14 protein-coding genes and 1 pseudogene are annotated in these 19,537 nt (G+C 49.8%); 1 reads left to right on the plus strand and 14 read right to left on the minus strand.

Annotated features, from left to right (window positions below):
- Positions 1 to 65: 65 nt before the first annotated feature.
- The 14 genes and pseudogenes from BH714_RS24075 to BH714_RS12235 form a co-directional block, all read right to left on the minus strand.
- Entirely contained in the window at positions 66 to 605 is a 540-nt protein-coding gene (locus BH714_RS24075) for a hypothetical protein (RefSeq protein ID WP_140418758.1), read from the minus strand.
- Positions 580 to 1,200 carry a hypothetical protein gene (locus BH714_RS24080; RefSeq protein WP_140418759.1) on the minus strand — a complete coding sequence of 207 codons (621 nt, stop codon included), beginning with the start codon at positions 1,198 to 1,200 and terminating at the stop codon, positions 580 to 582. Before BH714_RS24080 ends, BH714_RS24075 begins: the two co-directional genes overlap by 26 nt.
- Positions 1,201 to 1,218: 18 nt before the next feature.
- On the minus strand, positions 1,219 to 2,124 hold the full coding sequence (locus BH714_RS12180) for a formylglycine-generating enzyme family protein (RefSeq protein ID WP_040018070.1): 906 nt from the start codon (positions 2,122 to 2,124) through the stop codon (positions 1,219 to 1,221).
- An 11-nt stretch (positions 2,125 to 2,135) separates the two neighbouring features.
- A complete protein-coding gene (locus tag BH714_RS23645; protein ID WP_080765212.1) occupies positions 2,136 to 4,391 on the minus strand; it encodes a hypothetical protein in 2,256 nt (751 codons plus the stop codon).
- Between the two features lie 16 nt (positions 4,392 to 4,407).
- Positions 4,408 to 6,903, minus strand: coding sequence for a type VI secretion system Vgr family protein (locus BH714_RS12190; RefSeq protein WP_040018071.1), 2,496 nt, complete (start codon positions 6,901 to 6,903; stop codon positions 4,408 to 4,410).
- 549 nt (positions 6,904 to 7,452) lie between these two features.
- Positions 7,453 to 8,085, minus strand: coding sequence for a hypothetical protein (locus BH714_RS12195; RefSeq protein ID WP_040019058.1), 633 nt, complete (start codon positions 8,083 to 8,085; stop codon positions 7,453 to 7,455).
- Between the two features lie 4 nt (positions 8,086 to 8,089).
- Entirely contained in the window at positions 8,090 to 10,750 is a 2,661-nt protein-coding gene (tssH, locus tag BH714_RS12200) for a type VI secretion system ATPase TssH (RefSeq protein WP_040018072.1), read from the minus strand.
- Between the two features lie 170 nt (positions 10,751 to 10,920).
- Entirely contained in the window at positions 10,921 to 11,412 is a 492-nt protein-coding gene (gene hcp, locus BH714_RS12205) for a type VI secretion system effector Hcp (protein ID WP_032678638.1), read from the minus strand.
- Positions 11,413 to 11,416: 4 nt separating this feature from the next.
- Complete coding sequence (locus BH714_RS12210) at positions 11,417 to 13,141, minus strand: OmpA family protein (RefSeq protein ID WP_167353665.1); 1,725 nt, start codon at positions 13,139 to 13,141, stop codon at positions 11,417 to 11,419.
- Between the two features lie 3 nt (positions 13,142 to 13,144).
- Positions 13,145 to 13,798, minus strand: coding sequence for a type VI secretion system protein TssL, short form (gene tssL, locus BH714_RS12215; protein ID WP_040018073.1), 654 nt, complete (start codon positions 13,796 to 13,798; stop codon positions 13,145 to 13,147).
- Positions 13,795 to 15,132 (minus strand): type VI secretion system baseplate subunit TssK, encoded by a 1,338-nt coding sequence (tssK, locus tag BH714_RS12220; RefSeq protein ID WP_040018075.1) that lies wholly within the window; start codon positions 15,130 to 15,132, stop codon positions 13,795 to 13,797. The genes tssL and tssK overlap by 4 nt, the downstream gene beginning before the upstream one ends.
- Positions 15,133 to 15,150: 18 nt before the next feature.
- Positions 15,151 to 16,698 (minus strand): annotated as a pseudogene (gene tssC, locus BH714_RS12225) (type VI secretion system contractile sheath large subunit).
- 33 nt (positions 16,699 to 16,731) lie between these two features.
- A complete protein-coding gene (gene tssB, locus BH714_RS12230; protein WP_040018077.1) occupies positions 16,732 to 17,232 on the minus strand; it encodes a type VI secretion system contractile sheath small subunit in 501 nt (166 codons plus the stop codon).
- Between the two features lie 856 nt (positions 17,233 to 18,088).
- Positions 18,089 to 18,757 (minus strand): ECs1377 family protein, encoded by a 669-nt coding sequence (locus BH714_RS12235; protein WP_040018078.1) that lies wholly within the window; start codon positions 18,755 to 18,757, stop codon positions 18,089 to 18,091.
- A gap of 173 nt (positions 18,758 to 18,930) precedes the next feature.
- Here BH714_RS12235 and BH714_RS12240 point away from each other — a divergent pair, with 173 nt between their 5' ends.
- Positions 18,931 to 19,407, plus strand: a complete 477-nt coding sequence (locus BH714_RS12240; RefSeq protein ID WP_040018079.1) for a WbuC family cupin fold metalloprotein — start codon at positions 18,931 to 18,933, stop codon at positions 19,405 to 19,407.
- Positions 19,408 to 19,537: the final 130 nt, after the last annotated feature.

The raw sequence follows: 19,537 nt of genomic DNA on the forward strand, positions 1-19,537 counted from the left end.
TCTTTTCATCAGGAGAGTTATTCAAATCCCTACAAACCATAAAATCACCCAGCACTTTCACCGTACTACCCTTTCTTTGGGCTGGATAGTTTCGGTTCTACAAACGGATAAGAAGCATCACCATGCGATACGGTAACAGCACGATCCATTTCACCTTTAACATAAAAAGAAGTGACATTAAAATCACCCGAGAGATTTATTTTTATTAAATCACCTTTGTCAGTAGTCACTGAATAAAAGTAGTCATCACCGGCAGGATATTGTACAACTTCCAACCCTGCATCATATTTATTAAAAAGTAGTTTGTAGTTATCACTGCTGCTTTCAGAATCATTTCCTGATGCAGCATTCGCTGTGTAAACATACCATGTTGGCTTTGCTTCCCCCTCAAGAAGCATTGCGATTTTACGTTCACCATCAATAATATAAAATTGTTTTACTTTATATTTAACCCCATCCAAATATGGCAAAAGAATTTTATTAAAATTTCCACTCCGCACATTAATTGACAATATCGCAGAGAACCCATACCCATCATTATCCTCAACAGATGCAGTGGCGTATAAAGTCTCACCATCATCAGAAAGATGAGGCAAAGTCGCCAAGAGCTTTAAGTGAATAATTTATGTTTTTTGGAAAATTGACCGTTTTCAGATTATTAGTACTCATGCTTTTTGATAAAAGAGAAAAGTGCTTATCAAAAAGAGCAATGGTTACATTATTTTTATCGTCAAAGAAAACTCGACGAGCTCTCTCTGAGGCATTGCTTGCTGCCCCGGAAAACATAATTCTAGATATAGGGGTGTTCATACTGTAAGAATAAATAGTATGTCCATCGGTATAGATACATTGGCCATTACTTGAAGAAATAATAGCATTACTCATGGGAGCAACACTTGAGTACACATCTCTAGATGGAAACAGCGTTTTCTTAACCCCAGACTTAACATTTGCAATCCATAAATAACTACTTGCTTTACCAACCCCACCACAGATAACCCCAGTGGTCGCATTGAAATCCATACCACCTGACAAATTGTATCCAATGAGCATTCGATCTTTAACATTTGGACCATTCCATAAATACAGATTGAGATTCTTAATATCCTCAACAAAATAATACTGGCTACTCGCAAGAGCATTTAATGAAAGAAGCAACGAACAAAAAACAACAAGAAATTTAGGGAAAGTTAATTGCATACATAAGACCATTGTAATCTAGTTGTTAACTACACAACGGAAAACATAGGTAGGTAGAATCCCATCTTTATCATAATTGAAAACGGAGTCCGTTTTGAAATTAGGTCTGGGAATTGGAAAAGATGATTGTCTAAACATTGTTAAAGCATACTGATCATCTCCACCTACAGCTCCTCGCAGAACCTTTTTATCTCCAGTTTCTGGACCCTGAGGGTTATTCACTGGAGAATGTTCATAGTAATCTCGTGCATACCAGTCGTTTGTCCATTCTTCACCACTTAAACCCATATCATAAATGCCTAAAGGATTCGGTGGGTATTTACCAATGGGATAAAACGGTAAATATAATCCTCCCGTGAATTTTTGCATTTGATCATATGTTGGGTAATTTCTGCCATGCTCAATTTTTCCATTGTCGGTTGCAAAAGGTAAATACTTACCTTCTGAACGAGCCGCATACTCCCATTGAGCCTCTGTAGGTAAATCAACTTTTTTACCTGATTGTTCTCCAAGCCATAAGCAATAATCTTTTGCCTGCTGCCAGGTTGCGATCGCAGAGTAGTCATCCCCAAGAAGCAGTGGATAGTCCTTGGTAAAAGCGCTAACAGGTGGTCGTTTTTTATCTGTTATTTCAAGATATGCATTATAGTCTTTATTAGTCACCTTATACTTTGAAATCATAAAACCGCTAAGTATCACTTTATGTAATTTTTTATCATCCTGTTGAATGCTAAAGGGTATACCCTCTCCAACCATAGGGCCGAAGTCTCCCATCAAAAATTCCCCGCCTTTAACAGCGATCATGTTTGAGAGTGACTTGTCAACCAATTTACTGGCTAACTCTGATTTTTCTGAAGAGTTGTCACAGGCGACAAGGGAAAAAGCGAGCAATAGGACTATTTTTTTTATTTCATTGTTTAACATTACAAGTCTCCCTACGCCATTTGTGAATTAGAGTTGTGAGACTCATTAATGAAGGCAACATATTCAACCATCTCATCTTCTGGGATTCGCTTAAATGGTTCATCAGGATCAACTGTGCGAGGGAGTCTTTCATAAAGCGTATGAAGATTGCGCTCATATTGGGTGGAATAGCTTCCCATAAAACCAAACTCCGTCATTCCCAGGAATTCTAACAATGCTTTTTCATTGGCCTCTGCGCTCCCTTTTCCTTCTGCAGGTCTGGTCGTCATATGCTGCATCACATTGTTATAATCAGCCTGACTCTGTACCCAAGTAAAACAACGCATTATCGCTTCTTTCCTTAATTGCATCACACCCCATTTTTTTGTGTCTTTTTTTTGATTTTTGAGATCAATAATATCAAGCACATTAACATCCATTAGCTGAGCTATAATAGAGCCTTTCGTCTCAGGGGGGGTATACTTCAACTGATCCGGATTGTTGATAATGCTCTCCATTAGCTTTACTCGTTTATCTTCATTGTTGAGTGCCTCGTTTAAGGTACTTAAAACATCAGTAACCCTATCGCCCATCGATGAAACCGTATCTATTCCCGCCTGCATACCTCTGGCAGCCAGTATTATTGGTATAGCGCACAAGGCCTGAAATGAGCCTGGCTGCATCATGTCCTCAAGTTTCTGGTAGTCAACATTTCTCAGCATATACATAAAGCTTTTCATAAATGCCGCAAATGAATTACCGTCAACTTCAAAACCTAAAGACCCTTTGGCACCGACACCCCAACATAGTGCGGCCTTACAATATATTCTGAAGCGGCTACTAACATACGTTACGTAAAAAACTGCAGATCCGCCAGCACCAGCCTGTGCCGTTGCTCCAAAAGACAGTTTGGCAATAGCAGTAAACTTTGCCTCTTTATTCACAATTTGCTTGTTGCTATCGTGAGAAATTTGCTTATCTTCATCAGGGTGCGGATCAAACCATTCAATAGCACCGCTAACATTGCCACCCGCCTGTACGCCAGCAAAAGCGCCAATTTCTCCACCAGCCTGAACATCCGGCTGTGGAATGGTCAAATTAATCTTTCTCTGACCTGGAGGTGGCGGAGGGGTTAGCTTCGCCGGACTTCCCTTAATCCCATAGCCCTTTGCCATTTCTCCACTAAAATCAGCTTCTACACCCAATTCAATCCCAAGGCTTGCCCCGGCATTACCGGTCAACACCGCATTTATCGTGTAGCGAATAGCCCCCATATTACAGACACCACCTGCTACACCCGCAGTTGCTTTGGCAGGAAACAACAATGCAGTACCAAGCCGATCGGGAATAAAAAGTTCAGCGGACGCTTTTGCCTCACCCAGTGCAAAACTTGAATGACCCTCCATTTTCGCGGAGGCTTTCTTTTCTAAAGGGTTAAATTCAGCAGACAGCCCTGCCCCCTGGCTGTATCGCATCAGTTGAGCTTGTGCGCTGATGTCGACATATTGATGATAAGTAGACTCATCGTCGGGCTTATCATTTTCATTGGGCCAGGTAAGCCCTTTATTCATTCTTTTCGCCCAGTCAGTAAGAACAACATTGCTGTCTTCTAATAGTTCATCTTCAAACTTAAGGCTGACTGACGCTTCTTTTAATTGTTTTATTAACTCTTCGGTATCAATCTTTCCCGAGCGAACTGTTTTTTTCGTTTCATTCCCATTAGCATCAACACCAGTAACTTCTTTATCTGTATATTTAATGAAGCTGGCTTCACCGCTTTTCTTATTAACTTCACTAAGTTTATATTTTCGCCAGTGACTACGAATTTTATTCGAGCGAACATAAGCACTCTTAAATCCGGCAGTCTTTTGAAGAGGAATCAACTCCATAAGGCCGATAGCTGACTCTTTTGAGTTTTCATCAAGCAACTCCCCCTCAGGAACCTTTGCAGTCAACGTTGTAAGCTCTGCTTTTAATTTTTCGTTAGCGTCATTGAGTTGTTGATAGGTACTCTGAAGTTTGCTCTCATAAGCACGTTGTGGTTGCTTGCCTGCCTGAGTCAACATTTCGAAATTGAGTTCATCCAGAGCAATCTGCGCTTTTTTCTGGTCCTCCAGCAACGCTGTCATTTTCAGCTGTTCTTGTATGAGTAAGCGGTTATCTTTTGCATCAACGCAAAGCAGCGTTGCACTGCCCGGATGAAAATAAACCTGAGGGCCATGCTCTCCGTTGACAACAGTGTTTTTACTCACGTTATCCAGACTACTTTGCTGTGTACCTTTAGTCATTTTCTATCTCCCTGAACTAACCACCGAGCAGTTCAATATTGATTTTGCTTTTTGCCGCACCGAATATTTCAGCCGTCTTACCTTCACTGTCAGTACGCCCTTCATAAACGGAACCATCAGCAGTGGTTATTCGATATCGCGTGTTAGCCAGGATATCGCCAGATTCCTTATCTTGCGCCACAAAGTTCTCGCTATACCCCTGGGGAAGTTCCGGTTTAGGTGCGTCATAGTCCGCACTTCCCATTTTTTGGACATTGGTACACTTCAGCAAAATATTTCCCGGGGCCCCAAGCTCCATATTTCCACCTGCCAGCTTCATAAATGCACCGTCACAGTTAACAATCAGCTCTGTTGCACCCGTGATAACCACTTTGCCTTCCACACTGGTTACCGTGACGTCTTTTTTAGCAATAGCCTCAAGCGCATCATCCTGTGCCTGAATTTCAACTTTTCCCTTAGCGGCAAAAAGTTTCATTCCGGCCTTTCGGGCCAGCATACTCACAGCTTCACCCGCAGCCACAGTAAAACGCTTAAGTGCGCTGATATCAGTATTTTGCTGGGACATGATCCCTACACTGGCTGCACCAGAAGCCACACGTACAGCCTGAGGACTGGTGATACTCACCCCTTCAGGCGCATTCAATATGATCCCTGGTTTAGCAAGCTCTTTGAGAGCTGCGTTAAGCGTCTGCTGACTTGCAGTATCTGCTGGCAGGGCATCAGCCCCTTCAGCTGCAGATGACAAACTTTTTGCTATCGTCAGAGCATTTTCCAGCTGGGCAATCGCCTCTTGCATGGAAAGCATCTTGTCCCCGGCAAACGGCTGTTTATCTGCAGTGATAAATACCCCGGCCCCTCCGCGAATGGAAACGTGTCGGTCAGTACGTAACTCTGCGCCTTCGCCACGAAGTTCGCGGGAAGCGTTAACGTTGTGCCCTAAATTAAGTTGGGTCTTACCTCCGTATTCTGTACTGAGCTTAACGTGCTCTTCGCCGCGCTTGTCCTCCATCCGCAGCTTGTTCAGGCCAGCTGTGCGGATAACGTTACGCGTGCTGTTGGCTTCAGTGACGTGGTCAACGTGGCGGGAGTCGTGGAGGGCGTGAGCGATGTATGGACGGTCCGGGTCACCTTCATGGAACGCAATGGCGACTTCAGTACCCTGTATCAGCGGAAAGTGAAAACCGTACTTGTCGCCTCCATAAGGTTTGGCAAAGCGTACCGGCATACTTTCCATGCCCTGACGTTTGTCGTCGCGGTCAGCGTCGAATTTCACCCGGTACATACCTGATGCATCCTGCCAGGCGTAGATATCGTTCTCTTTGGCGCTGGTCACTCGTGCCGTCAGGGTGCCGCTGACCACCGGGCGCTTTTTAGCAGCAGGACGCCAGCAGCGGTTCTCGTAGTAAGGCATCGCTACCCATGCCACCTTCAGGGCATTCTTACGGCTGGCAGAGTAGCCAGTGCGGATAATAACAATACCGTTCTCCGTTTCGCGGGGCAGTGTTGGTGGGATAGCCATTTCGGTGATGGTCAGCACCTGCGCCGGCCCCAGGGTGTGGTCGGTGCTGCTGCCGGTTACCGTGGTCTGGGTGGACAGAAAGCGCTCATGCTCCAGGCGCGCCCAGAAGTTACCGGTTTCTGCCGCTGGCGTGATTTTATCGCCACGTTCAAGGTGACGTGGCCGGTAGTGATACACATCACCGTAAGTATTCCCCTCCCCGTCGCCGCGGGTCATGTCAGCCGGTACTGAAGTCAGGATGTTCTGGGCTTCACGGTGGTTATAGTCACTGGCCGTGACAGAACGCTCCACCACGTTCTGTTGAACGTTAACGCCCCACACCGATTCGGCAGCATTATCATTCATTCCTGACGGGCTGCTGAGAGGTAGCGATTTGCCAAACGTCCAGGCGCTCTGCTTGTCAGCAAAGTGCACCACTTCAGTTTGCGTGTCCGGCTGCAGAGTGAAGAAGTAGAAAATCCCAACCTCGGCCAGCAGGCGTTCGATAAACTCCAGGTCACTTTCCTGGTACTGGTTTATCTGTTCCCGTTTTGGGTAAGTTTGTTTAAGCTTGAACTCATACTCCCATCCCTTCAAACCATGCTCGCCAAGAATTTGCTCTACCACTTCCGGCACTGATTTGTTGACGAAGAAACGGTGAGTACGAAACTGCTTGTCCAGTAAGGATATAAAAGGTTCCAGAATAATTTCATATGTAACCTGATCGCGTGAACCGGTCAGACGTCGGAAATTTGTCACTACACCATGAACAATTTTACCGACCATAGAATTAAATAGTTCCCCCACCCCCATGCTCAGCGTAACGGTTTTACTCAACATCATTTCAGCCGTAATGTCCGGATGTGAACTGGTAAAACGAATAGTATAATGATAAAGAGCACTCATTTGTTCTAAACCATCAAAATGTTCCACATCTAATGGATAAGGACAGGAAGGAATATCGAGTTTATAGCGATTAAGGATACCCTCTGTCATTTTAAATATATCTTCCATTTCTATAACTCCTGTCCCGGCCAGAATGATATTGAATAAAATCAAACTCCACAGTATGATGAATACTATCTATAATGCACCCACTCAACATAAATATATTTCAGGGCGGGTTTATAAAGTCCATATCCTATGAGCAAGACCACTACACCTTCCCCGACTGGAATAAAGCGGTAAGGATTGGCAGAAAAGAAGTAGCAGTATACAGAGTAAACTATACTGATAGTTCCTGGTGTCATCCCGATGCTGGCAATGATCCGTGAAACAATGATAAGTATGAAATCTTTTATGTTCATAACGTTCAATTTAAACCAGGTGCCTAATAAAACTAATAATGATCCTCCCATTTTTTATGAATTTTTGGGAATGCATATAGATAGATTACATATCCAACGCATGTAACAACAAAAGCCAGCCCTCCAAAGCAGAATTTGCTCTCTTGCTCTGATACAAAAAAGAACCAACAAGACATAATAAGTCCCACAAGGACTAAAGTTGCCCCAACAGCACAAACACCCTTAAAAAAGACAAAAATAATAGTGCTTTTAAAATTCATAAGTCACCAAAAAAACATTTACAAATCTCATTAAACTCTTCTGAGTTGCATTCACCAATGGCGCATGCCATTTCAAATGGCTTTACTGTATCTTCAACAAGAAAATATAAAAGGTCCACATCCCCCATACCTTTTAATTTATAATAAACTTTAGGATTCCTGCCTCGTAAATATCGTGACGTGTAAATAGCACGTGATGCTTCTGCACCAATCGAAAGTAATGATCCAATGACGGTCCCCGCAAACAGTGCCGTTGTTGCTCGATCCGAAATCACATATCCTAGCTGCACGCCGGTCAATTGTGAAAAAAGTGCTTTCCCCACACTACTGCCAGTAATTTGAAGACCGACAGCAGATATATCAACCCGGGAGATGAAATCATCGATAAATGGCTTGATGATGTTATAAACAGTTTCTTTATCAAAAGTGATAGTTTTGATCAGCCTTGCTAACCGAAATTTATCATCCTGATTCTCTCTGCGGTGTTCAGTGTCTATAAAATCATAGCCAAGATAGGCAAAGCTAACGGGTAAGGAAATAACGCCTTTAGCCACGGCGCCGACAAAACCGGATCCATCGATATTAATGGCCTCAAGCATATCTCTGGCAATCTCTTTTGCGCTGTCCATATCACTACCAATCAATTGCAGAACCAGAGCGCACATCAAACTCCAGCCCGATACCCTCTTCCTCACTCCAACCCATAATCAGAGACGTTGGTTTCTGTTTCGCGGCCATGTGAGTCAGCAGTTGTTGACTCAGCACAGGCAGAATTTGTTGATTGAGCAGACTGTCAACGTTACGCGCGCCGGTATCCGGCAGCAGACAGGCGGCAGTCAGCGCGTCATACAGGCTCTCATCAATCTGCGTGGTCAGGCCGTAATGACGATGCAGGCGCCTGCTCACCTGCGAGAGTTTCATTTCCACGATGGTGCGCATGGCAGCCTCATGTAGCGGGCGGTAAATCACCGTCTGGAAACGGGCCAGCAGCGCCGGCTGGAAGTGGTCACGTAAAATCGGGCGCAGCAGTTCCTGTAGATCGCTTTCGCTGGCCTTCGGCTGTTCGTCCAGCAGTTGCATGATGTGGTCGCTGCCGAGGTTGGAGGTCATCAGAATTACGGTATTACGGAAGTCGATTTCTCGCCCTTCTCCGTCGCGCATAAAGCCGCGGTCGAAGACCTGATAGAACAGGTTCATGACGTCGCGGTGCGCCTTTTCCACTTCATCCAGCAGCACCACGCTGTACGGACGCTTGCGCACCGCTTCGGTCAGAATGCCGCCCTGGCCATAACCGACATAGCCCGGAGGCGAGCCCTTCAGCTGGGAAACCGTGTGCGGCTCCTGGTATTCAGAAAGGTTGATGGTAATCAGCGACTTTTCGCCGCCGTACAGCACATCGGTTAGCGCCAGCGCTGTTTCGGTTTTCCCCACACCGCTCGGGCCAACCAGCAGAAATACCCCCTGAGGGCCGTTCTCCGACGTAAGCCCGGTTTTCGCGGCACGCAGGCGATGGGCGATGGCTTCAAGCGCCCTATCCTGGCCGACCACGCGCTTGCCCATTTCGTTTCCCAGACTCAGCAGTTCAGTCTGCTCGTCTTTCATCAAGGAAGACAGCGGCACGCCTGTCCAGTCGGCAATAACGGTGGCCACGGTACGCACATCCACATCAACGGAAAGTAGCGGGTTGTCGTGTTGCATACCATTCAGCGCTTGCTGCAGCTTATGGGCCTCACTCTGGCGGGATATATCCTGACGGCATTCCAGCAGTTGTTCGGTGAGTTTCAGTTCCTGGCCGTACTGGGTTTCGAGTTCATCAAGTGCAATGATAAGGGTATTTTCTTCCCGCTCGATGGCGGTCAGTCGCCCACCATGGCCCTTGTTGCCGACGGCGATATCTTCCAGCAGCGCCTGCTTCTCCATTTCAAGCGAGGTCATCTGCGCGCGAATGCGGGTCAACTGTTCGGGTACGGTATCGAGGCTCATACGCACGCGGGCAGCGGCGGTGTCCAGCAGGTCAATGGCCTTGTCAGGCAGCTGACGACCGGTTAGATAGCGACGAGATAGCGTGACCGCGGCACGGACCGCGTCATCAGTGATATGCACATTATGATGTTCGGCATAGCGCGATTTCAGGCCACGTAGCATCAGGCAAGCGGTATCGTCGTCCGGTTCGTCCACTTTCACCATCTGGAAGCGGCGCTCCAGCGCGGCATCGCGCTCAAAATATTGTTTATATTCAGACCAGGTGGTGGCAGCAATGGTTCTGAGTTCGCCGCGAGCCAGCGCAGGTTTTAGCAGGTTGGCCGCATCTGCCCCGCCCGCCTGGTTACCGGCACCGATAAGAGTGTGAGCTTCATCGATAAACAGTAAAATCGGCACTGGCGATTGCTGCACAGCATCGATGACATTTTTAAGACGCTGTTCAAATTCTCCTTTCACGCCCGCGCCCGCCTGCAGCAGACCGAGGTCAAGCGTGCGCAGAACAACCGGCTTGAGGGCTTCCGGTACGTTGCCCCCGGCGATGCGTAATGCAAGCCCTTCTACCAGCGCGGTTTTCCCCACGCCCGGCTCACCGACCAGAATCGGGTTGTTCTTACGACGGCGCGAGAGAATGTCGACCATCTGACGGATTTCCGTATCACGCCCGAACACCGGATCAATCTTGCCCTCTTTAGCTTTGGCGGTGACATCGAGGGTGAATTTATCCAGTGCGTTCTGCAGCGCCGGGCTGAGTTCGCCTTCTTTCAGTTCTGCACCGACCGGACGGCCGACAAGCTCCACTTCACCACCATGTTCTTGTGCCAGTTGCTCTTCGTGTTGCACCTCCGGGCGTTCGTCTGACTGCGCATCCAGCAAAGGACGAAGGTGTTCAAGTTGACGCTGGCCCAGCGTCAGCAAAGGCCACAGCCCGTCACAGTGAGCAAGTCGCTGATTTTCCGTCAGCGCCATAAGAAGGTGAATGCTACGGATGTGCTCTTCACCTGCCAGCGAAGCCAGCATCCAGGCTTCCTGCATCAGTTTCTGAAGCTCGGCGGATAACTGCGGGCGGGTGCGCACCGAACGCGATTGATTATCCAGCCAGCCGAGCAAACCCTGCCAGATGCTGTCCATATCCCACTCGTAGCGACGTGCCAGTACCGTCAGGTCTCCCTCCCCCTGCTCCAGCAATTTCAGCAGCCAGTGCTCAGGCAGGATTTCTGCATGGGCACGGGTCTGGCAGAGTGAAGCCGCCCCTTCCATCGCGCGGGCACAGTACGGATTCAGACGACGTAACAGGATGGCTGGATTTTCCATTTTTCTCTCTCTTGATGGCTCCGGGCACGCTACCGCCCTTCGCTGTTTCCCGTTCAGGGGACCAAAGCGCATACAGTCGGGCAGGCAGATTGTGGGGTTCTTTGCTCAGCGCCCGTAATGACAGACGCTCAGCAAAAAAGCGGACAGAAAAGCCCTGTCCGCTTCGTGACTTACGCGGTGGCGCGTTCGTTCCAGGAATCGGAATGAATGATGTTGCCGTCCTTGTAGGTCCAGGTGATTTTTTCGTAACGCAGTTCTATACGCTCAAGGTGGTTGTGCTTCTCTTTTGCAGGATCCTTGATGTCATACATTTCAGGATTTACTTTCACCACTTTCACGTTTTCCAGTCTGGTGTTGAAGTACTCCACTTCCTGGCCCGCATCGTTGATTTTGTACCACTTGAATTCTGCAGATTTCAGGGTCTGACCGGTGGTCACAGCCTTGTACAGGTACGGACTGGACGAATCGATTTCTTTGGTGAACAGAAACGGCGTGTGGATACGGGTGCCAGTCAGCTTGCCGGTGTTGTTATCGGTCGGGATGTACAGATTATGTTCCTGAGCGACCACTTCGATGCTGCCTTCGCGATCCTGGACGTCTACAGACCCTTTAATGTCCGCACCGCCGTCGTCTTTCAGCCAAAGATAAACAGGAATTGCCATGGAATTACTCTCCATTTAATTGTGATGCGCCATCATCCTGCGATGGCGCCGGGTGTTTGTCCGGTATCTGACAGGCATTGGCCTGCGGTACCAGACTGATTTCGACACGACGGTTGAGCGCACGCCCTTCCACAGTGTCGTTGGTTGCGACAGGACGGCTTTCGCCATAGCCCTGCACCGCAAAACAGCTTTCCGGCACATCGCCGGTGTCACGCATCCAGTTACGCACCGCTTCAGCACGTTTCAGTGACAGCGTCTGGTTCAGTTGCGGATTGCCGGTGTTATCGGTATGTCCGGACACGACAATCAGCCAGCCCGGTTTCGCCTTAACGCCGACCAGAGAATGCACCAGCATTTTGGTTGACCCGGCCTTCAGCGCCGATTTACCGGAATCAAACAACGACATACTGTCGAGTCGAATGGTTTTCGGACCCTGAATGATTTTCTTAATGACCGGTGGAGGCGGTGGCGGAGGTGCCCAGTCGCTGACGGCAGCCTCAACAGGCGGAACCAGCCGCAGTCCCTGATACAGACCCAGGCGATAACGCAGCGGCTCCCCACGGCGCTGCCAGTCGTCCAGCAATGCCCGATCAGCCCGCAACCGCTGCTGCGCCCGCAATTTCGGCGCAACCGGTGTGCCGGTCAGATGTTGGTATAATGCAAGATGGTCGCTGACATTGCGGATCAAGCGCTGGTTGTTCACCCAGGACGCCAGCATAGCCAGCGCAAGGAAAATGCTCCCCAGCAGCCCGGCATAACGCCAGAACACCATCCTGCGGCTGACGCCACGTCGGCGCGGTAACGCCGCCAGCAGTAATTCAGGCAGCGGCAGGGGTTCTGGGGTAACGGCAGTATCCGGTGGCAGCGCCGTCACGGCGGTGATGTGCTGTTGCCAGAGATTGCCCGCGATACCGCTCACTGGCGCCATACATATGCCCTGCACGCAGGGCGTCATCACCGGCAGCTCGCCCTGTCGTACCGACAGCAGGTCATTGACCGCACAACTCTGCCAGGCAAGCAGACTGTCCAGCCACAGGCTCTGGCTCAGACGGGAAAGTCGTCCGTCTGTTTCGGTCTCGCGGGTCCATTCCGTCAGTGACATATTTCCCTGACCGGGTTGATATACCTGTACACCGCTCCGTTGACTTACGGAGGTAAACCAGACGGACTCTGCATCCGTGCAGGCCGCTGGTGGCGATACCCAGGTCACGGTCCACAGTGGAGGGATCGTGCCGAATGCCGCACGGCACTGGACGACAGCACGCTGCCAGCCCCGCAGCGACTGTGTAAAATCATCACCGGATGTGTGTAGCTCGGGTACCACCGCCAGCATGACGGAGATTTGCGATACCAGGGCCGGGCGAACCAGGCTCAGGTACCGTGCAAAGAGAGGCAACTGTTCCGCATCCTTCACCCATAAATACCAGCCCTGTCGGGTTTCCCGGTGACGGTATCCAGACATAAACAGCAGGACGTTATCACCACAGGCGAGGATCACCGCCCCCTGAAAATCTTCCGGCGGCAGGTTTTCATCCATAATCCCCCGGACAGCGGTGACGCGGATCTGAGAAGCCTGATGCTGACGCCAGAACATTACCCCGGACACCAGAACAACCAGCAGGCTGAGTGCCACACGGCTGCCCGTGGACAGTGGCCAGAATCCCAGGATGAGCCATAGCGCCAGCACGGCACCCAGGGCAGTTAACAGACTTCGGTACACATCCCGCATCGCTTACCCCGGCCTGACAGTCTGGCTTACCAGCACGGCAAGCGAAGACGAAAGGAAGAACCAGAGAGCCGCCAGGGCAACAGTGGCCGCAATCCAGGACAGCCAGTACCACCGACGGCCGCTGCGCAGGCGTGAAGCGCGGGAAACAATGGGGGCGTCCTGTGCCAACGTGAAGGCCGGTACCCGTTCAGCGAGCGCGCGAACAATATCCTCGCGACGCTCGTCGTCCTGGGCGCGATACTGACCAACGAACCCCAACTGCAGGGTCCGGTACATGCAGGTCAGGACGGCGGCATCAGGGGCGGTTTCTTTCAGCAGGTTCCGGATCCGTTCCCACAGTTCCTCCCCGGCATTAAGGGTGCCAAAAAAATGTGCCTGCAACGGATCACGCCGCCAGGTCAGGTATCCATCATCGGTGGTTCCCCTGTTCATCACGCTCTCATCAAGCAGTGCACACAGGGCATACACCATATGGTCGCGGCTGATATTGCTGTAGCCTGCCTCCGTGAGCGCAATCTTCGCCTCCTGCACCAGACGGCTGGCCCGGCGATAGAGCCCTGCTCCATCACGGACTTCCTGCCCACCGCGTAGCTGGCTGGCCATCAGCCAGCCAGGGTAGAAGATACGTTCTAACTGGCTGAGTTCGGATTTATTCATGTGCGCAGCACCGCAAAGAGTTCAAGGTTCACATCCCCCAGCGAACGCGGGGTATAGAAGGTGCAGTTACCCATTTCAAGCATCGCTCTTGCTGCCTCAGTACTGAGATCAAGAGAGAAATACTGGTTCTCAAGACGTAACGGGATAGCGGCCGGAACATGCGTCAGAGGCTTGATAATCATCCCGCTCAGGGCCACATTCACTACATCCGAAACATCATCAAAGCTGCCCGCTTTACACAACTGCGGGAACTTCGTCTGAAGTTCATGGTTCGGCATGGTGGAGCGTACGGAGAGGTAGAAGTCCGCCCCTTCGCGCAGACGCGCATCGTGCAGGACACCCTTCCAGATCTGGTCCTGATGTTCGAGGTGGATACTCACTACCCTCGACGGCAGGCTCGCTTCCAGCAGCTTATCGAGCAGTGCTAACAACGGTGGAAATACCCGTTCCGGTGCATCGTGCTGATAAGCAGGAATGTCTCCGGCATCGTGCTCCAGTGAGAAGGTCAGCAGGCTGCCGGCCAGACGGGTCAGTTCGCGATACAGCAGTTCCGGGTGCCGTGCAGGTGTCTGCAGGAGTTCCGTCAGCACCGGCTCGGCGCTGTTCAGGGCATTAAGCAGCCAGAACAGGGAGACATCCGCAACCGCAAAGTCGGCCATCCGCTCATTGCTCTCACGACGCATCGCCATCAGACGTCGGCGGCGGGCCTGCAGCCGGACCACCAGGTCGCCCAGTTCGGTGGTCAGCAGTGGGCTTGCAGAAACGGAAAGCATCGGCGGGATGAAAGCCGGGTCCCTGCTCCACTGTCCCTGCGCATTACGCACCAGACGTGCCACCGGGCAGGTCAGCCAGGCCGTGTTTTCCTGACTGGACAGACGCAGGGTGAGCGCATTACGCAGAATGGCGAGTTCTCCGCTTTCATGGCCAGCCAGTTCCTGCACTACTATACGTTCGGCTTTCCAGCGACGCGGGCGTTCACTGTCCTGCCCGTTATCGAGGTTGCCGCCACTGGCGCTCAGCAGGGGTAGTGCGACAACCACGTCAACAGCCTCAGAACCGTTGGCGGCGGATAAATCACAGACCGGCGGAAGATTATCCGCCAGGCCCGTATCAACAATCGTGCCATCCTGAAAACGAACCACCAGACGGGTGGCATTCAGGCGCGAGAGCACCAGTGCGGCATCATCAAATTCAGCCGCAACCACACCCCAGGGATGCGAAATTCCCATTCGGGCGACCATGTCGGCAACATGCTCACTCCAGCGTGCCTGCTGCTGGAACTGTTGTGGGGCAAGAGCTGCCCCATCCTCCCAAAGCGGGCGATAAATTTTCATCCCTGATTTCCCCTCGCCTTACGATTTGGCTTTCGGCATCTGAGAAACCAGAGACAGATTGACGTCCATCCCTTCCACCTGGAAGTGCGGTACGGCGTACAGCTTCACGCGGAAGAAACCCGGGTTGTCCTCAATATCTTCTACCACCACTTTCGCATCACGCAGCGGGTGAGACGCCTGTAATTCATCACCCGGATCGGTCATTTCCGTCACCAGACCGCGAACCCAGGTGTTCAGCTCCAGCTCCAGAAGACGACGATCCTTAGTGGTGCCGATGTTTTCGCGCTGAATGAGCTTCAGGTAGTGCGCGATACGCGACAACAGGAAGATATACGGCAGGCGAGCGTTAATGCGGCTGTTGGCCGTCGCATCGGCGGTATCGTAAAGCGCCGGTTTCTGCGTGGAGTTCGCAGAGAAAAAGCACGCGTAGTCGCGATTTTTGTAGTACGACAATGGAATGAAACCCAGGTTGGCAAATTCAAATTCACGCGTCTCAGGGATCATCACTTCAGACGGGATCTTCACCTGATTGCCAGTGCCCAGATCGTATAAATGGATAGGCAGATCCTGTACAGCACCACCAGCCTGCGGGCCACGTATCTGTACACACCAACCGTTGTTGATAAAGCTGCGTACCATATTGGTCGCAAAGGCAAAGGAAGCATTGGTCCACAAATATCTATTGTGATCCGGACCTTTCACTTCTTCGACGTAGTTGAAGCTACGCACAGGTACGGTATCCGGACCATAAGGCAGGCGCCCCAGTACACGCGGCATGACCAGACCGATATAGCGGGAATCATCCGTCTCGCGGAAGGATTTCCACTTGATGTACTCAGCGCGGTCAAAGTAATTACCGATATCTTTAATGGCCGCCACGTCCTCCATGTTGTCTTTCAGGAAGAATTTCGGGCCGGCAGAACCGATAAACGGCATATGTGCAGCAGCAGACACTTTAGAGATGTTGCGCAGCAGGGCTACATCCTGCGCAGACGCATCAAATTCGTAAGCGGAAATCAGCGCAGCAATCGGCTCGCCACCGGGGGTATCCTACTCATCAATATATGAATGTTTATACAGCCCGCTTTGGACGATTTCCGGGCAGTCTTCAAAGTCCTGACGCAAATCTTCTTTAGACATATCCAGGAGTTCAACTTTCACGTTCTGGCGAAAATCGGTTTTGTCGACAAGAGATTTCACACCGCGCCACAGACTTTCTACCGCCTGAAAGTCTTCATGATGCATAACAGCATCAAGCTGACGGCTGATCTGGTAATCCAGTTCCGCGATATGGTGGTCAATCAGGTTTTTATCGAGTTTCTCAACTTTTGAGCCCGCTTTTGTCAGACATTCCAGGAACACCTTCATGCCGGCAGTTAAACGTTCGTCTGCTGTTGCATCCGACATCGCCTGTGCATCCTGCCAGATATCAAGCGCACTTAGCTCAGAGACAGGGTTAAGATTGATTTTTTCAAACAGGGACGCATATATCCCACCTGCTGCAGGACGTTCAAGCACTACGCTCTCGTTACCCGCGGCATTCTCATTTTTTACAGACATCAACATATTCCTTATTAATCCGTTAAAAGCACATGGCCGTTATGGCTGTTTCGGAGCCAGGGCTGAGAGTTCGGCTCTGAGTTCTGCACTTAATGCAGGATCGAGAAGAATTTTTTCCAGCTCTTTTCGGAAAGCCTGGTTATCAAGCAGGTTTGCTTTTAAATCGCGAAGCAAATTGCGCATGGAAAGCATGGCCTTCAGCTGAGGTATTTGCCGCGAAACCTGCTCCGGAGAGAAATCATTAATACTCTGGAATGCCAGATTGATGTTGTCCTCACTGCCATCACCAGCAAGCGTGTTTTTAACGGTAATATTTACGATTGGGGAATATTCGGAAAGTACAGAGTCAAAGTTGTTTTTATTCAGATTAACTTTTTTGCGCTCCGATAGTGGTGCAGTCTCCTGACCATTACTGAAGTCTCCCGCCACCAGTAATTTCAGGGGGAGCTCAGTTTTCTTGCTCGCTCCGCCCGTATGCAAATCAAGCTTTAAATTAATACGTGCCTTGGGTATTTCGGACTGAAAAGAAGAGTTAGACATGGCTATCCCTGTTTTATGGAGTTATAAAAACGGTCAATGCCAGTGAGAAATTAATAAGAAAGGCAAACCCAGCCAGAACAGCTTCCAGGTTCACGTCATCGGACGAAAATCAAAACCCCGGAATTAAAAGCGGGCACATTCCATTCACCAGCATATCGACATTGTGTTTTTGAGCTTTTGTCTGAAATGAAAAAATTTCGGATAAGACCCAATAGCCGGAGTGTAGGAACGTTCCCTGCCCGATCGGAAACCAAAAAATGTAACAAAACGTTGCCGCTAAAAATCTTAACAACCAAAGATCATCTTTCTGATTTATAAGAATTTTCTTGCATACCCCTTTAACCCTTATGAAATAAGGGTGTACAGTAAGTGATCAATTTAATTTAGGGGCTATTTTGTATAAAATCTCATCAATCACATGAAATATCTGATTTTGTACTTTTATCAAAAATGAAAGGCAGAACATGCCTGCCTATGTGAAAAAATTGGCGACATTTACAGGCCTTCACCATTTTTTATTATTTACTTAAATGAGTTTTATTATTTTCATCAGAAAAGTAAATATCACGGGGACTTTATGGATGCCACATCCCAGTGCCAGTGATAGGTAAATTTCAGGCATCAATCGAGGAGTGGGCACAACCTTGAACAACAACCCTATCTTGTTGCTAAAATCAAGGTTCCAGGGATACAGAGGGGAGGACGCTGACACAACGTCATTAAAGTTGGTTTTGAAATCTGTATAACACCGTCTGGTGCAACGTTGTTGATTTAACTTTCCTGAAAGATATCATCACGCCCTTAACCGGGCCCCCTCTGCAACCCAAAGCATGCTCTCACTTTACATAATAAAGGGTCATTCCTGCCGTTGCATTCCTGCAGGGGACACCATGCTCTCATCGGCGCGCCGATACACCGGCACAAGGCGAGTGGTTCCGGTAAGATTATCAAATACCTGTTTTTCCGCAGTGGTAATTCTCATTCCGGCCTTTCTCAGACGCGACACCTCAGCAGCAATCCGCTGGATCCCAAACCAAAACAGCGCATCAAGCGCGGTTACCTCCAGACCACTTAACAAAGCACGCTTCAGACGTTCCGTGGGGGGCTTAATTTCTTTGGCTATCTGCAGAAAAGATTCCGCGGTCAATTGTGTCGCTTCCATTCGCCGTATACGTGTGGACAGATGATATTGAAAAACGTCAGGTACATCGCTCAAATCGGACTTCACGCTCCAGACACAGCCAAACCGTTTCCCGTTAAAAATGACATTCTTCTGGCTGAGCTGCAGTTCATCACGCAAGCCGGCAATTAACTGAGGTGTCCGCACGAGCAGCAGGCGGAAAGGCAGCTCAAAGCTGGTAACGTAATCGACATTGGTCAGGGCAATACGCAGACGCGCCTCGGCCCCGGCCTGGATCGCCTGGCACTCGCTTAAAACGTCGGCCCACTGACGGGTAAGACGCGGAGGTTCATTCGCCTCGGTAAATCTGTATTTTTCAATCTGATAATCGATTTGCTCTGTCACCCGCTTTTCCCTGTCAGTCACGTTTTAGCCGCTAAAGAGAATTTAGCAGCAGAGGTTATTATGCTCCAGAGGTGATGTGCAGTGATTGAACCCTCATTTATACGGGTTATGTTATTCCTTATTACAATTCCACTGCTTTACTCCACAGGCCCTCTTCTCTTTAGGCAACCACCATGAAACAAATCACGCTCTCCGATTTGAAGCAACAAAGTGAAGCGGCGGCTAACGCCCCGCGTTTACGCGCACATCGTAACTTTCATCCTGAACTGAGCGACCCGGTTCAGCGGCTGGCCATCGCGATGGAACCTGGCACCTATGTTCGCCCTCATCGTCATCCGCATACCTTTGAGCTGTTACTTCCCCTTCGCGGGCGTTTTGTCGTGCTGAATTTTGACGACCAGGGCATCGTCACCCGTCGCGTCGTATTAGGTGAAGCGTGTATGGCGCTGGAGATGGAGGCGGGAACCTGGCATGCCGTGCTGTCACTGGATCACGGCGGCGTTATTTTTGAAGTTAAACACGGTGGCTATCAACCGGTGGCTGATGAGGATTTCGTTACCTGGGCCCCCGCCGAGGGAGAGCCCGGTACAGCCGCGCTGATGGCATGGTATAAACAGGTACAGCCTGGCGATGCGGCCTGGAAAGCATAGCGACTGCTTTCAAAATATCCAAACAGATGCCGTCGCGCATCTGTTCTGGTTTATAAAAACAGAAAAATCAAAGACCTTTCGAATTGCCGCTTTTTTAATCAAGAACGAGTAATAGCACATACCGTATAAA

Origin of the sequence: Enterobacter ludwigii (assembly GCF_001750725.1) — a bacterium.
Lineage (GTDB): Bacteria > Pseudomonadota > Gammaproteobacteria > Enterobacterales > Enterobacteriaceae > Enterobacter > Enterobacter ludwigii.